Origin of the sequence: Bacillus sp. V5-8f (assembly GCF_002863565.1) — a bacterium.
Classification (GTDB): Bacteria; Bacillota; Bacilli; order Bacillales; family DSM-1321; genus Peribacillus.
In genome coordinates this window covers 19,102-34,595 of record NZ_PGUW01000004.1, presented here as the reverse complement: position 1 = coordinate 34,595, position 15,494 = coordinate 19,102, and the positions used below count along the sequence as shown (strand labels likewise).

Annotated in this window: 13 protein-coding genes, 1 other RNA gene and 1 other annotated feature; of the genes, 4 read left to right on the top strand and 10 right to left on the bottom strand. The window is 43.4% G+C overall.

Annotation, left to right across the window (positions count from 1 at the left end):
* The first annotated feature begins 87 nt into the window (after positions 1 to 87).
* Complete coding sequence (locus tag CUU64_RS04075) at positions 88 to 1,278, top strand: MFS transporter (protein WP_101632006.1); 1,191 nt, start codon at positions 88 to 90, stop codon at positions 1,276 to 1,278.
* 42 nt (positions 1,279 to 1,320) lie between these two features.
* On the opposite strand, the gene CUU64_RS04070 is transcribed toward CUU64_RS04075, so the two are convergent.
* From CUU64_RS04070 to CUU64_RS04045, 6 genes are all read right to left on the bottom strand, one after another.
* Positions 1,321 to 2,028 (bottom strand): ABC transporter ATP-binding protein, encoded by a 708-nt coding sequence (locus CUU64_RS04070; protein ID WP_101632005.1) that lies wholly within the window; start codon positions 2,026 to 2,028, stop codon positions 1,321 to 1,323.
* Positions 2,028 to 2,807: an ABC transporter ATP-binding protein gene (locus tag CUU64_RS04065; protein WP_101632004.1), complete on the bottom strand. Its 780-nt coding sequence runs from the start codon at positions 2,805 to 2,807 to the stop codon at positions 2,028 to 2,030. Before CUU64_RS04065 ends, CUU64_RS04070 begins: the two co-directional genes overlap by 1 nt.
* Complete coding sequence (locus CUU64_RS04060) at positions 2,782 to 3,756, bottom strand: branched-chain amino acid ABC transporter permease (RefSeq protein ID WP_101632003.1); 975 nt, start codon at positions 3,754 to 3,756, stop codon at positions 2,782 to 2,784. The genes CUU64_RS04065 and CUU64_RS04060 overlap by 26 nt, the downstream gene beginning before the upstream one ends.
* A gap of 13 nt (positions 3,757 to 3,769) precedes the next feature.
* Positions 3,770 to 4,648: a branched-chain amino acid ABC transporter permease gene (locus tag CUU64_RS04055; RefSeq protein ID WP_101632002.1), complete on the bottom strand. Its 879-nt coding sequence runs from the start codon at positions 4,646 to 4,648 to the stop codon at positions 3,770 to 3,772.
* 136 nt (positions 4,649 to 4,784) lie between these two features.
* Positions 4,785 to 5,969 carry an ABC transporter substrate-binding protein gene (locus CUU64_RS04050; RefSeq protein WP_101632001.1) on the bottom strand — a complete coding sequence of 395 codons (1,185 nt, stop codon included), beginning with the start codon at positions 5,967 to 5,969 and terminating at the stop codon, positions 4,785 to 4,787.
* A 344-nt stretch (positions 5,970 to 6,313) separates the two neighbouring features.
* The gene (locus tag CUU64_RS04045) at positions 6,314 to 7,081 is read right to left on the bottom strand and encodes a tRNA threonylcarbamoyladenosine dehydratase (RefSeq protein ID WP_101632000.1); all 768 of its coding nucleotides are present in this window, start codon (positions 7,079 to 7,081) and stop codon (positions 6,314 to 6,316) included.
* Positions 7,082 to 7,379: 298 nt separating this feature from the next.
* On the opposite strand from CUU64_RS04045, the gene CUU64_RS04040 reads away from it, so the two are divergent.
* On the top strand, positions 7,380 to 8,390 hold the full coding sequence (locus CUU64_RS04040; protein ID WP_374702705.1) for a M14 family zinc carboxypeptidase: 1,011 nt from the start codon (positions 7,380 to 7,382) through the stop codon (positions 8,388 to 8,390).
* A 63-nt stretch (positions 8,391 to 8,453) separates the two neighbouring features.
* The gene (locus CUU64_RS04035; protein WP_101631999.1) at positions 8,454 to 9,776 is read left to right on the top strand and encodes a M14 family zinc carboxypeptidase; all 1,323 of its coding nucleotides are present in this window, start codon (positions 8,454 to 8,456) and stop codon (positions 9,774 to 9,776) included.
* A gap of 117 nt (positions 9,777 to 9,893) precedes the next feature.
* On the opposite strand, the gene ssrS is transcribed toward CUU64_RS04035, so the two are convergent.
* From ssrS to CUU64_RS21850, 4 genes are all read right to left on the bottom strand, one after another.
* A non-coding RNA gene (gene ssrS / locus CUU64_RS04030) (6S RNA) lies at positions 9,894 to 10,078 on the bottom strand.
* 82 nt (positions 10,079 to 10,160) lie between these two features.
* A complete protein-coding gene (gene aspS, locus CUU64_RS04025) occupies positions 10,161 to 11,957 on the bottom strand; it encodes an aspartate--tRNA ligase (protein WP_101631998.1) in 1,797 nt (598 codons plus the stop codon).
* Positions 11,958 to 11,969: 12 nt separating this feature from the next.
* Positions 11,970 to 13,241 (bottom strand): histidine--tRNA ligase, encoded by a 1,272-nt coding sequence (gene hisS, locus CUU64_RS04020; RefSeq protein ID WP_101631997.1) that lies wholly within the window; start codon positions 13,239 to 13,241, stop codon positions 11,970 to 11,972.
* A 167-nt stretch (positions 13,242 to 13,408) separates the two neighbouring features.
* Positions 13,409 to 13,646, bottom strand: a binding site (T-box leader).
* 96 nt (positions 13,647 to 13,742) lie between these two features.
* On the bottom strand, positions 13,743 to 13,919 hold the full coding sequence (locus CUU64_RS21850) for a hypothetical protein (RefSeq protein ID WP_180954457.1): 177 nt from the start codon (positions 13,917 to 13,919) through the stop codon (positions 13,743 to 13,745).
* Positions 13,920 to 14,094: 175 nt separating this feature from the next.
* Between CUU64_RS21850 and CUU64_RS04015 the strand changes: the two genes are divergently transcribed.
* Entirely contained in the window at positions 14,095 to 15,465 is a 1,371-nt protein-coding gene (locus CUU64_RS04015; RefSeq protein ID WP_101631996.1) for an N-acetylmuramoyl-L-alanine amidase family protein, read from the top strand.
* Positions 15,466 to 15,494: the final 29 nt, after the last annotated feature.

Below are 15,494 nucleotides of genomic sequence, written 5' to 3'. Positions count from 1 at the left end.
GAGAATACTAGTTATCAAGCCATATAATAGCTTCCCGAAATATTTTCCTGTAAAATGGAAGTAAATAACTTTTTGGGGAGGCCTTGCATGAGTGAGCCAGTAGCTAAAGGGATTCTAGACTCATCGGATAAGATATGGACGCGAGATTTTATCTTGGTCTGTTTGGCCAATTTTTTTATTTTTCTTGGCTTTCAGATGACATTGCCAACCATTCCCTTATTCGTTGAGCATCTAGGGGGGAATGATCAATTAATTGGGTTTGTGGTTGGGATTTTTACTTTTTCCGCCCTGCTCATAAGACCGTTTGCGGGCCGGTTATTAGAAACAAAAGGGAGAAAATTTGTATATTTGGCAGGCCTTGTGATTTTTGTCCTTTCCGTAGGATCTTTCGGGCTGGCTCCCGGTATCCTATTTCTGTTTGCACTTCGGATTATCCAGGGGATTGGATGGGGATTTTCCACTACTGCTTCGGGTACGATCGCGACAGACATTATCCCGCCTAGGAGGCGCGGGGAAGGCATGGGGTATTATGGATTATCGGCAAATATTGCACTTGCTTTTGGGCCCTCGCTTGGTTTGACATTGGCCAAAGAAATTAGTTTCATCCAATTATTCCTTATTTGCGCAGCCATGGGCGTGGCGTCCCTTTTAATGTCTTCAAGGATTACATATAAAAAAGTAGAAGATAAGGCTCCCGAAACAGTTAAAGCCGGTTGGGACCTTTACGAAAAAAGCGCCTTACAGCCTTCTATTCTACTATTCTTCATCACTGTTACTTTTGGGGGTATAGCGTCTTTTCTTCCGTTGTATGCCGCCCAAAAGGATGTATCAGGCATCCAATGGTATTTTCTTTACTTTGCCCTTGCATTGATGCTATCCCGAACCTTCGCAGGAAGGCTATACGATATGAAGGGCCATCGTGCCGTGTTCCTCCCTGGGGCTGCTTTCATTTTAGTAGCAATGCTCCTTTTAGCCTGGCTGCCAAATAGCGGCATTCTTTTTACAGCAGCAGTGCTTTACGGTTTTGGATTTGGATCAATTCAACCTGCATTGCAGGCATGGTCCGTTGAAAAAGCACCCATACATCGCAAAGGCATGGCAAATGCCACCTTCTTTTCATTCTTCGACCTTGGAGTTGGTATCGGGGCCATGGCATTTGGCCAGATCGGCCATATGTTCGGTTATGGAAGTATATATATCTCAGCTGCGATATCAGTGCTGTTATCAATCATTCTATATTTATTTTTGCTGAGGAAAAACTCTCTTAAACAAGCATAAACGTGCAAAAGCAGCATCCCTGAAAAGAGATGCCGCTTTTCTTTAATGTCCACCCAAATAGGCACTTTTAATCTGTTCGCTTGCTGTTAAATCTTCCGCATCTCCGGACAGAACGATTCGTCCTGTTTCCACTACATAAGCCCTGTCGGCAATGGAAAGAGCGAGGTTTGCATTTTGTTCCACCAACAAAATCGTCGTGCCCGCTTGGTTTATTTCTTCAATGATTCGAAAAATTGTTTTTACAAGCAAAGGAGCAAGTCCCATGGATGGTTCGTCTAGCAGCAAAAGACGAGGTCTAGCCATTAGCGCGCGACCCATCGCAAGCATTTGCTGTTCTCCACCTGAAAGCGTTCCTGCCTGCTGCTTCAATCGTTCCAGCAATCGTGGAAACAGTTCGTACACCTTTTCCAGATCCTGCTTTATTCCTTCTTTATCACTTCTTAGGAAAGCACCTAACTGAAGATTCTCTTCCACTGTCATGTTCGCAAATATTCGTCTGCCTTCCGGAACATGGGAAATGCCTTGCTTCACTATAGTCTGGGCAGCCTTTCCTGCGATCGATTTGCCTTCATACAGGATTTGCCCATGCTTTGGCTTTAAAAGGCCTGAAATCGTTTTTAGCAATGTACTTTTACCAGCACCATTTGCCCCAATTAGCGTTACGATTTCCCCTTCATTTATTTCCAGCGTTACACCTCTTATCGCCTGGATGTTACCATAAAATACATCGATTCCTTCTACCTTTAACATTAGGAAACCTCCTCGCCGAGATACGCTTCGATAACTTTTGGATTATTTCTGATTTCTGCAGGCGTACCCTGTGCGATCAGCTGGCCATGGTCCAACACATAAATTCTTTCACAAACACCCATAACAAGCGGCATATCATGTTCTATTAATAAAACGGTCAAATTAAACTTCTCCCTAATGAACCCGATTAGCTTCATCAGTTCCTGAGTTTCTTGAGGGTTCATCCCGGCGGCCGGTTCATCCAGAAGCAATAGCTTTGGATTTGCCGCCAACGCCCGTGCAATTTCTAGGCGGCGCTGTTGCCCATACGGAAGGTTCTTTGCCTTTTCATCCTTAAAACGTTCCAGATTGAAAATTTTTAAAAACTCAACCGCTTGTTCATGCATTTCCTGCTCACCCTGGAAATGTCCCGGTATACGTAAAATAGAACTTGCAATCGAATGCTTTGCCAGGGAGTGATAGGCTACTTTTACGTTATCGATAACCGAAAGCTCACTAAACAAACGAATATTCTGGAAGGTCCGGCTGATTCCCTTTCTAGTAATCTTGAAGGGAGGCAGCTTGTTCAATCTTTCCCCATTAAGTGAGATGCTTCCTTCTGTTGGTACATAAACACCTGTAAGCAAGTTGAAGAAAGTTGTTTTACCTGCGCCGTTCGGTCCGATAAGGCCGACAAGTTCCCCTGGGAACAATTCTGCGTTGACGCCGGATACAGCCTTTAAACCTCCAAACTGAATGCCGACATTGTCTACCTTAAGCAATGGTGTGTTGTTTGCCATCCCCAGGACCTCCTCCGATGTCTTTCTTTTTCTTGAAGAATGAAGTAAATTCCCTCGTACCCATCAAGCCTTGCGGACGGTAAATCATCATTACGATCAATATGATACTATAGATGACCATCCTCGTTTCAGGGTAGTCCTGAAGGAATGTTGAAATAATAGTCAGCAATACCGCTGCAACCACAGCACCTGACATACTGCCCAGGCCGCCCAATACAACATAGATTAAAATATCAAATGACTTCAAGAATCCAAAATTCGAAGGCTGGATTATATAGAAGTTGTGAGCATACAGTACACCTGCAACGCCCGCAAAGAAGGAACCGATCACAAAGGCAATAACTTTATAGTAGGTAGTATTGATGCCCATTGCGTCCGCTGCTGTTTCATCTTCACGGATAGAGATACAGGCCCGTCCATGCGTTGAGTTCGTGAAATTCCTAATAACCAATATTGTGACCAAAACACAGCCAAACACCCAGGGCCATGTAGTTAAATGCGTCACCTGCAAACCGCTTGCTCCACCTACATAATCAATGTTTAAAAGCGTTATGCGGACAATTTCACCGAAACCAAGTGTCGCAATCGCTAAATAGTCTCCCTTAAGCCTTAAACTTGGAATACCGATAATAAGCCCGGCGATTGCGGCCACAATCCCCCCAACAATTAGAGAAACAATGAATGGCTGTTCCATTTTCATTGTCATGATTGCGGAGGCATACGCCCCTACAGCAAGGAATCCCGCATGTCCGATAGAAAACTGGCCAGTTATCCCAATGATTAAATGAAGGCTGACCGCAAGGATAATGTTGATTCCCATAAAAAAGATCGTATTAACGTAAAAACCATTTAAAAATGCACCATTAATCAAAAATTGTATGACTGCAAACAGGATAATAGACAATGAGATTGAGAGCCAAAAACCTTTTGCGTGTTTTATAATAGTCATCGCTTTGTCTCCCCTATACTTTTTCTTTTCTATTCTTTCCGAACAATCCTGATGGAAGGAAGATAAGGATTAAAATTAGTACAATAAATGCAACTGCGTCCCGCCATAAAGAGTAACCGGCGGCACTTACGAGCGATTCCACTACCCCCAATAACAATCCTCCAACCATTGCCCCAGGAATAATGCCAATACCGCCTAGCACCGCGGCAACGAACGCTTTTAATCCCGGGATAATGCCCATCAAAGGCTCGATCTTGCTGTAGTAGATTCCAAAAATTACACCAGCAGCCCCTGCCAGCGCTGAACCAATGGCGAAGGTAGCAGAGATTGTATTATTCACGTTAATGCCCATCAGCTTGGCTGCTTCCGCATCGTAGGAAACCGCACGCATCGCTTTTCCAATTTTCGTTTTATGCACGACGAATTGTAAAATGATCATTAAAACGACGGATATAAGCAGGATAAAGATGGACTGGCTGTTGATGGATACGCCAAGGATCGAAATTTTTTCAGTTGGAAGCACATCTGCCGGATAAGCCTCTGGTTGTGCACCGCGAAAATAAATAAATCCATATTCGATAAGCAATGATACCCCGATTGCCGTGATCAAAGCGGCAATCCTGGTGGCGTTACGCAATGGCTTGTACGCAATCCGCTCAATAATTACACCGAAGAGGGCGGTCACAGCCATTGTTAACAGCAACGCTGGAAAAAAAGATAAATCTAGAATTGTTATAGAATAAAAGCCAACAAAAGCCCCTACCATAAAGACATCGCCGTGCGCAAAGTTAATCAGCTTAACAATTCCATATACCATCGTGTAACCGAGAGCGATAAGGGCATATATGCTGCCGAGAGATATTCCGTTAATAAGCTGTTGTATTAATTCCATTTTCGTCTCTCCTTGGATAAAACGCTTTTTTTAAACTTCTTAAAATAATAGGGGGACAGGCCCCTGTTTTTCAGAATCCTGTCCTGCCTATTGAAAACTCGGGACTCCTGCCTTTCCAGGGAGCCGAAATTCCATATTAAGGATTAACCTTTGAATCAAATGTTTGCTTTCCATCTACATATTTAAGAATAGATGCGGGTTTAATCGGATCATGGTTCTCATTTAACGTCACTGAACCTGAAACCAATGCCAGGTCCTTTGTTTCTGCTATTGCATCTTTAATTTTTTCTGGGCTTGCATCACCTGCACGCTTGATGGCATCCGCCAGTAAATAGGCAGTATCGTAACCTAGTGCTGCAAATCCATCCGGCGTTTGGTTGTATTTAGCTTCGTATGCTTTAACAAACGCCTGAACCTTCGGGTCTTTGTCGGCAGCAGAATAATGGTTTGTGATAAACGTATTGTTCAATGCGTCTCCACCTGCAATTTCAATAAGCTTTGGAGAATCCCAGCCGTCACCACCCATGATTGGAACATCTATTCCAGCTTCACGAGCTTGTTTCACAATCAAGCCTACTTCTTCATAATAGCCAGGCAGAAAGATGAAGTCCGGCTTAGCGGATTTAATTCGTGTAAGCGTTGCGCGGAAATCTGTATCCTTGGCAACATATGCTTCTTCCGCTACGATTTTGCCGCCATTTTTTGTATATGATTCCTTAAAGGCTTTTGCCAGCCCTTTCGAATAATCACTTGCGGTATCAATAAATATAGCTGCATTTTTTGATTGGAATTTGTCTGTCGCATAGTTAGCAGCAACTGTTCCCTGGAACGGATCGATAAAGCAAGTCCTGAACACCCAATCATTAACCTTTCCGCCCTTGTTTGTTATATCAGGGTTTGTTCCTGTTGGAGTGATTAAAGGGATCTTATTGTCTGTTGCAATTTGAACCTGGGCCAAAGTGTTTGTACTCGTAGCAGAACCTACGATTGCAACAACTTTATCCTGGGTTGCAAGCTTTAAGGCCCCATTGGTAGACTCGGCTGCGTCTGATTTATTGTCGACTTTGACTAATTCCAGTTTCTTGCCGTCGATACCTTCTTTGTTGATTTCTTCAAATGCAAGCTCTAAGCCCTGTACTCCGGATTGGCCGTAAGAAGCAACGCCTCCGGATAGTTCCATGTTAGCACCAATCTTAATTGTGTCTCCACCACCACTTCCGCTAGACCCGCCGCTCTTTTCAGCGCCTCCGCAGCCCGCCAGAAGAAGTGTGGCACTTAATGATAGTGATAACATTAAACCGCCAATCTTTCTTTTTCTCATTCAATTCTCCCCCATTTTCCTAGTTTTTGATTTGCATATTCTCTAGAGGGTTTAATTCTGCGAGCTGAATTATGCAAAACCTAAAAATAATTAACCTTACGAATAAGCTTAATATTCTGAAAATATTTTACTCTATTCTAGGTCATTCGTCCATATAATTTTTTAAAAATTATTATTTCGACAAAACCTCTTTTATTATAGTAAAATCAATTTTTCCTCTTTAATACAATAAAGCGGTTGCAAATTAATTATTTTTATATAGTATTTACGAATAGTGATTATTATTGAAATTTAAAAAACCCAAGCCTTTCTTTTGCCTGGGTTAAACTTTAATCATTATTCAATTATTTTTCGTCACTTACCCGCTCAATCCGGATCTCTTTGAGGATATCGCGGACAACCCAGCTAGCGGCAATCAAACCGGCGACAGATGGAACAAATGCATTGGAGGACGGCGGCATTTGTGCTTTTCTAATTTTTGCCTCATCATTTCCAACCTCTTTGCGGACCTCTTCCCTTATAACGATCGGGCTTTCATCCGAGAAAATCACCGGAATCCCTTTCTTAATGCCTTCTTTTCGAAGCTTCGTGCGTATCACCTTCGCAAGCGGATCAGTATGCGTTTTGGAAATATCGGCAATCTGGAATCGCGTAGGATCCATTTTGTTGGCCGCCCCCATGCTGGAAATCATCGGAATATTCCGCATCAGACATTCTTTCATTAAGTGGATTTTATATATGATGGTATCGGATGCGTCCACCACATAATCAAGCCCGTAGCTAAAGAACTCTTCATATGTTTCTTCTGTATAAAACATCTTTAGAGATATTACTTCACAATCAGGATTGATGTCTTTTATCCGTTCCTTCATTAAATCGGCTTTCGGCTGCCCGACAGTGGATAACAAGGCAGGAAGCTGCCTGTTTATATTCGTAATATCAATGTCATCTTTATCCACTAGTATAAGGCGTCCAACTCCAGAACGTGCCAGGGCTTCCACAGCAAATGATCCTACACCTCCTACACCCAGGATTGCTACCGTTGTATTTTTTAAATTTTCAATTCCTTCTTTGCCAATCGCTAACTCATTCCGCGAAAATTGGTGCAGCATTTATAATCAACTCCAAATGAAATCTCTTTACCAATATCGTTCCCATTCAAAAATATAACATAAACATCAATAAAAACAAGCAGTACCCCATATCAGGAACGATGATGGATAATTAGGTTATTTGTCCTGCCTCTTCATTCCTTTTTTAGGTAATATTGGTAGAAATAGTCTATATACGCTCTCCCCTTTTCTGTGTAGGATTTTTGTTGCAAGGGTTTTTGTTGAATATTCTAAACAAAAATGAGGAAGTGATTATTTGAAAAAGAAAAAACTAATGGTGTGGTCTTTAACTGGTTTAATGTCAATGGGAGCTTTAACGTCTGTTGCTTTGCCTGCCAGTGCTGTAGGTGAAGGTCCAAACTATGGCGGAAACGAATCTACGCAAACTTCGGTCCTGCATACATATACGGAAATGGTAGATTTCCTAAAAACACAGGAAGCCAAGCAGGAGCATCTAAAATTGGAGGTCATCGGCCAAACCGTTAAGGGACGCGATATGTATCTTGCAAAATATATCACTAACCCTAAAAACCCTACCATCCTTTTCTTAACCCAGCAGCATGGAAATGAACAGTTAACAACTGAAGGAGCCCTTGATTTTATTAAGCATTTAGGAAGCCAAAAGATGAAAGGCGTGCTCGAAAATGTGAATATCCTTGTAGTTCCCATGCTTAATGCAGATGGAGCTATGGGAGATGTGAATTTCTCACTTGAGGATTATGCAGCTGACGGAGGCAGGCATTTGACACGGTATAATGCCAATCAAACCGACTTGAACCGTGACCATGTAGCCAAAGCCCAGCCTGAAACACAAGCATTGCACAACAATGTTTTCCAAAAGTATAACATTGACTACATGATCGACCTTCATCATCAAGGTACGCAAAGTGAAAGGGACGGGGAGCTGGTATCAGGTTCAATTCTTTACCCTACTAATGCCAATGTAGATCCCGCCGTGCTGGAAAGGTCGAAAAAACTTGGGGCAGTTGTGTTTAATGCTGTTGATGCGACTGGCTGGGGCCACCTCGGGAAATATGTAGGCGGAAGCGAGGAAAGAATCGGCCGAAACGGCGCTGCAGTCCAATATGGCATCTCCACTCTTTTATTTGAAATGCGGGGAATGTCTGATCATTTTTATGAGCCTTACGTTCTTGGCCAAAAAAGCAATGGCTATTTGATCAAACAAACCATCCTAACGCTTGATTCTACTGTGAGAGCCATTGCTGACGGTTCGATTGAAAAAGCGGATATCAGTTTCTGGGATACATTGGCGGAGCAAACTACACGTTCAGCTGAGGAAACAGAATAAATTTAAGACCGCTGCGTTTTAAGATTGCCAAACAAATTAAACATTAATCGGAGGAACAACTCTATGAAGAAAATGTCCAAGCTCATCATTCCGGCTGTATTGGCACTATCTGCCACAGCATCATCTACAGCATTTGCAGACCCGCAGTCACGACCAAACGGGCCTTACATCGAAAACGAACAGAACGTGTCCCTTGCAAGCTATAAAAGCAATGAAGAGCTGTATGACATTCTTAACAAATTAGAAGCCTCTTCAAAAGGAAAAATGAAGTTGGATATTGCAGGTTATTCGAACCTGTCACCTGATGGATACGCTACAGAAACAGATATGGGCCATCCCCTGTATGTGGCAAAGTTCGGGGATGCTGACCCTAATAAAAAACGGATTCTCATCACAACCCAAATACATGGAAATGAGCAAATCGGTACTGAAGCGGCAATTGATATCATCCAAAAACTTTCTTCCGGGGGACAGGAAGTAGATGAAATTCTGAATAAAGTTTCCATTTGGATTATGCCGCGCATTAATCCGGAGGGATCGGACAATCAATATGAAGGAAAATGGTACCCGACCAGATATACCCATCAAACCTGGGAACCGGTTAAAATCGGCCTGCCAGCAGGCACTGCCAATCCGTGGTACTACAACGCTGACGGAAGTGAGCGTGGACAAAATAAGAACGGACGTGTCGTGTATGGCATACCTGGTTATGACCAGAACCGTGATTACAACCCTAATCTGGACTTCCGAATTGAAAACCAAATTCCCGCTGATGTAGCAGTATTCCTGAACAATCAAGCAACAAACAATAGCAACTATGGCGGGTTTTACGTCACAGCTGAATCAAGAACCGTTACAAGTGTGTTTAAAGAGTTCCAGCCTGATGTTTTTGTTGATGTCCACCACCGAGGGTTCAACACAGTATCCGATGAAGATAACCGTTCAGTACCGGTACAGCTTGCAGCAGTGGTAGCCACTGACTCGTATACCGATCCTTTCAGCGGGAAAACGTTTGAAGTAGATTCAGACGCCTTAAAACTTGGAAAACAGGTAAACGCCCTTTCCTATCTTACCCTGCAAAGGGGCAATTCCCACTATGGAGCCATCCAAAAGTATCCGGATGTTAACCTGCCGGGTACCGCACTAGGTGCTTTCGCGTTAAATGATGCAGCAATTATGTTGATCGAAATAAAAGGGCAAAGTCAAACCCTTGGACAGAAACAAAGCGGTATGTTGAAGGAGACAGTCAAAGCGCCTCTTTATGAAGTATTTAAAGGCTTGGCAGACGGCTCCATTCATAGTGTTGATACAAAAATTTATGATGATATTCCGGAAGCGGCAAATCGAATCAGCGACCCTACTACCCGTGAGGATAATGATTTTTAATGAAGTTGAAAAGGCATCCATTCGATCAGAATGAATGCCTTTTTTCCATTAGCTATAAAAACCCAAATGTAATTCACTTTGTGTAAAGTAATTTACATTTGGGTTTTTTAAGGGTGTAAGAGTCCCAATCGTGCCGTTTATGCCTTTGTTTTGAACCCGCTCTCCGCAGGTGGGTGCTCGGTTCCGCGCTTTTGTAAGTCCTCTCAGAGGAGGCTTTTACGCAGCCCGGAAACTTGGGGCTCCCGTAACTATAAGTGTTCGGTCAAAACTTATAGGTTAAAGAACGTACACATCAGGACTCTTACTAACTTGAAGGTATCATATCATACTTGTTGTTTTCGTTTCAAGCGAACAGAAATAGGAATTTTTTCACATTTTCATTGTTTATTTTGCTTCCCCGGATGGCACCTTCTCAGGCTTTACAGCAAGTCTCAGATGAAGCTCTTCAAGCTGTGCTTCACTGACTGTTCCCGGTGCATCGGTTAGCAAGTCGCTCGCACTGGCTGTTTTCGGGAAGGCAATGGTATCCCGAAGGTTCGTGCGTCCAGCAAGAAGCATCACGAGACGGTCCAATCCAAGCGCAATTCCACCGTGTGGAGGGGTTCCGTATTCGAACGCTTCCATCAAGAAGCCAAACTGTTCATTCGCTTCTTCCGGAGTAAAGCCAAGCACCTTAAACATTTTTTCCTGGATATCCCGTTCAAAAATACGCAGGGATCCGCCGCCAAGCTCATATCCGTTTAAGACAAGATCGTAGGCCTGGGCACGAACACTTGCAGGGTCCGCATCAAGCTTTTCGAGGTCTTCTCTCTCAGGCATCGTAAATGGGTGGTGGGCGGCGAAATAACGGCCGGCCTCTTCATCATATTCCAATAATGGCCAGTCCACGACCCACAAAAAGTTGAATACGCTTTGATCGATAAGTCCCCGTTCTTTTCCAAGCTTTAAGCGAAGTGCGCCAAGGGAATCCGCCACAACAGCTTTCTTATCAGCAACAAACAGGAGCAAATCCCCCTCTGAAGCTTCAGTGGCTTGCACTAGCTGTTTCTGGTGTTCTTCGTTAAAGAATTTAGCAATCGGTCCTTTTAAGCCGTCCGCCTCAACTTTTAACCAAGCCAAGCCCTTTGCTCCATAAACAGCAGCAAATTCACCTAATGCATCAATATCTTTTCTGGAGTAATCTGCAGCTCCGTTTTTCACGTTCAGAGACTTTACTTCCCCGCCATTTGCAACGGCACCTGAGAAGACCTTGAAGCCGCTATCTGCGACGAGTTCAGAAACATTGATTAGCTCCATGCCGAAGCGTGTATCCGGCTTATCCGAACCGAAACGGCTCATCGCATCATCGTATGTCATTCTTGGAAAAGGAAGGCTGATATCTAGACCTTTCACTTCTCTCATGACTTTAGCCATCATTCTTTCCGCCATTGAAATGATGTCATCCTGGCTCATAAAGCTTGTTTCAATATCGATTTGAGTGAATTCCGGCTGTCTGTCTGCACGCAAATCTTCATCCCGGAAGCAACGGGCGATCTGGTAATAACGTTCTACCCCCGACACCATCAACAGCTGCTTAAATATTTGCGGCGATTGAGGCAGAGCATAAAATTCACCTTCATGGACACGGCTAGGCACCAAATAGTCGCGGGCGCCTTCCGGTGTGCTTTTTGTCAGGATCGGCGTTTCAATATCCAAGAAGCCTTCTCCGTCGAGGAATTCGCGCACTGATTTTGTCGTTTGATGACGCATTTTTAACGAGTTGAACATAACAGGGCGCCGTAAATCTAAATAACGATACTTCAAACGGATGTCTTCTGAAACCTCAGTTTTGTCCGCAATGGCAAATGGAGGTGTTTTTGCTTCATTCACAATTTTAACTGATTCAGCTTGAACTTCAATTTTCCCAGTGCTGATATTCTTGTTCACAGTTGCTTCATCACGGGCAATAACCGTTCCCTGGATATCGATCACATATTCGGACCGGATTTTATCCGCTATTTCGAGGGCTTCCTTTGAAACATCCGGGTTGAAAACAACCTGAACAATTCCTGTCCTGTCCCGCAAGTCTATGAAAATCAAACCACCAAGGTCCCTGCGTTTTTGGACCCATCCTTTTAATGTCACCTTTTCCCCGATAGCTGATTCTGTAATTTCGCCACAGAAGTATGATCTGCCAAACATTCTTTTTCCTCCTTAACCCTTTAACTTTTTAAATTCTTCGACAAAGGAAGCAAGATCCATTTCTGTCTGGATGCCTGTCTCCATATCTTTTAGATTGATTTTATTACTTGAAAGCTCATCATCACCTAGAACAGCCACATATTTTGCTTGAAGCCTATCCGCTGATTTAAACTGGGCTTTCGCTTTTCTGTCCAAATAGTCTTTTTCCACTGTAAATCCTGCATTTCTTAACTCATATGCAAGCTTAACCGTATACTCATTTGCGGCATCTCCTAACGACACGAGGTAACAGTCGATACCCGGATCAATTGGGAGATCCACATTTTCTGCTTCCAGTGCAGCAATGAGCCTTTCAATGCTTAACGCAAATCCGATTCCCGGAGACTCAGGTCCGCCTATTTCCTCGGCAAGCCCATTGTAGCGGCCTCCACCGCAAAGGGTTGTGATCGCTCCAAAGCCTTCCGCCTCACTCATGATCTCAAAAGCAGTGTGGTTATAATAATCCAGCCCTCGGACAAGGGTCGGGTCTACTACAAACTCGATGCCCAAATTTGATAAATGTTTTTGCACTTTTTCAAAGTAAACTTTTGATTCATCATTTAGGTAATCAAGAATGGATGGAGCAGTTTTCATTAGCTCATGATCGCGGTCTTTTTTACAATCAAGGATCCGAAGCGGGTTTGTCTGCAACCGGTTTTGGCAGTCGCTGCAGAACTCTCCGATTCTTGGTTCAAAGTGATCAACCAGGGCGTTCCTATGATTTGTCCTGCTTACCTTATCTCCAAGGCTGTTAATCACAAGCCTTAGCTTTTTTAGGCCAAGCTCCCGGTATAAGCTCATGGCCAGTGATAGGACTTCCGCATCAATGGCTGGATCCGCACTGCCAATTGCTTCAATTCCAAATTGTACAAATTGGCGGAATCGGCCTGCCTGCGGGCGTTCATAACGGAACATCGGCCCGATATAGTACAGCTTTACCGGCTGGTTTGCCAAGCCGAACATTTTATGCTCAATGTACGACCTGACTACTGCGGCTGTTCCTTCAGGGCGAAGAGTGATATCCCGGCCGCCTCGATCCTCGAAGGAATACATTTCCTTTTGAACGATATCGGTTGTATCACCGACACTGCGAAGGAATAATTCTGTATGCTCGAAGATTGGCGTACGGATTTCCTTATATTGATATCTTCTGCATAAATCTCGGGCAGCATTTTCAATGTACTGCCAGATTTCCGATTGACCAGGAAGGATATCCTGAGTCCCGCGGGGCATTTGTATTGACATTGTGTTTCCTCCCTCTTGCTATCTGAAAATAGTTCGTCTGAATAGCACGAACACGATGATTAACGAAAAATAGCTTGATCGCGTTCCCGGTAATTGAGCGAAGAGCCATTTGTTTTAGTAAATTCTCAACAAAACAAAAAACCCTCGACCCCTGTAACTACTCCGTTACAAGGGACGAGAGTTGATTCCCGTGGTGCCACCCTTATTGAAGCACGCTCATGCATGCTTCCGCTCAAAAACAGTTAACGCCTGTGTACGTTCATCTCCTACTAAAGAATGCCTTTTTCAGAGCGAAGCCTTCGGAGTGTTCTTTCCTTAAGCCATCATGCGGAAATGCTTTCAGCCCGGGGCATTTCCTCTCTTTTCATGTGTATCTTAATTACTTTTCTCCATCATTGGTTGTAAATAAATTATGTATTTTTATTTATTTAATGATAATAACGGATACAACAAATGTCAAGATAATCAGAGCAAATTGCACCGTCCATGTTTTCCCGGTTTCTATGATCTGCCGAGCTTCCTCTTTAGATTCCTGGCATCCCGCATTGTAAGACCGAATTCTGAAGCTAATTCCATTAAATCGGATCCTTGCTGTTTTTGAATAAAATCGTGAAAATCCACTCCAAAAACCTGGTTTTCCCCATTCAGGCATGTCTGCCCCTTTTCACTAAATTTCACATTAGCACCCCCACATTAAAAAAATATTTTTGTCAGTAATTAGCGTAAACATGAATCATAATTCCTATTCTTTCCTGACAGCTGAATTTTTTTCATTCTGTGGAAGGGTTTTTTTAAGAAAAATAGAATTCGTATCTCTCACCGACTTATTGTTTACGCTCGGGGGGAGATCGTAATGGCAATTTTTCAAAAAGGAAAAGCGCCTCTCTATTCTTTGCTGCTTGCCACCACCGTGCTTTATCCTATAGGGCAAGCGGAATCGGCGGGAAATGGCGAAGGGGCAGTCAACCAGAATTACATAAATGTCCGCGAAGGTCCCGATATCAGTTACGCGGTTATAGATACATTGCCTTTGGAAATGGAATTTATTATTGTGGATCAAAAAAAGGAATGGGTGAAAATACGAACTGCCGCTGGAAACGAAGGGTGGGTAGCAAAGTGGCTAACAACCGCTGAAGCCATTGTAACGGCAACAATTAATGTACGTACTCATGCTTCACTTCAAGGGAATGTGCTAGGAAAGATTACAAAAGGAAGCAAAGTAAAGATTGTTGCTTCTGAAGGCAATTGGGCTAAAATTATCTACCATACTGCATATGGGTGGATCCATAAAGATTACATTACTTTATCCGGAAGCCCCATTAAATCAAAAAACGGGAATGAAGAAGTAAGCGAGCCACCTCAAAGAAAATCTTCAAACAAGAAGCCCATTGCTGCTGGGAAGGAAAATTCGATCGACGAGGACCTGTCTCCCCGGAGTGCCGTTAACCAATTACCTGTGAAGGGCGAAGCCGTGATTAAACAAAATGGTACCAATATACGAACGAGACCCGACGTCCGCGCACTGATTGTGACCAGGACCTTTATCGGGGACAGATTCCAGATTATTGGTTCCGAAAATAATTGGTATAAAATCCGGCTCGAAAGCGGCGCTACAGGATATGTGGCCAGCTGGGTGGTTTCGGTTTCCGGGAATGTCCCGCGTGTGAAAAGGGAAGGTGCTAAACAGTATCTTTCTGATAAAATGATCGTCATCGATCCTGGGCATGGCGGCAAGGACCAGGGAACTAAAGGCGTGCAGGGGACTCAAGAAAAGAACCTTACATTAAAGACGGCTTTGTTGCTAAAGGACAAGTTGGAAGCAGCGGGTGCTGCTGTGGTTCTTACCCGCAGTTCCGATTACTATGTATCCCTGCCTGCCCGCGTGAAGGTTTCCCACTTTCATAACGCAGATGCTTTCATTAGCCTCCACTATGATCATGCAAAAAATCATATGGTCAGCGGCGTTACAACCTATTACTATCATGACTATCAAAAATCATTGGCTGCGAGTATCAGCAGGTCACTCGGTTCTTCGCTGCAGGTAATAAACCGCGGATACCGATATGGGGATTACCATGTTGTCAGGGAAAATGAAAAGGCAGCGGTGTTACTGGAATTGGGATATTTGAGCAACGAAGCGGAAGAATCAAAACTTAAATCAAGACAGTATCTTATAAATGTATCGACAACCATATATGAGGGGCTTCTGGATTATTTTAAATAGAGTTTTGGATTAAACCGTAGCAACAAAAA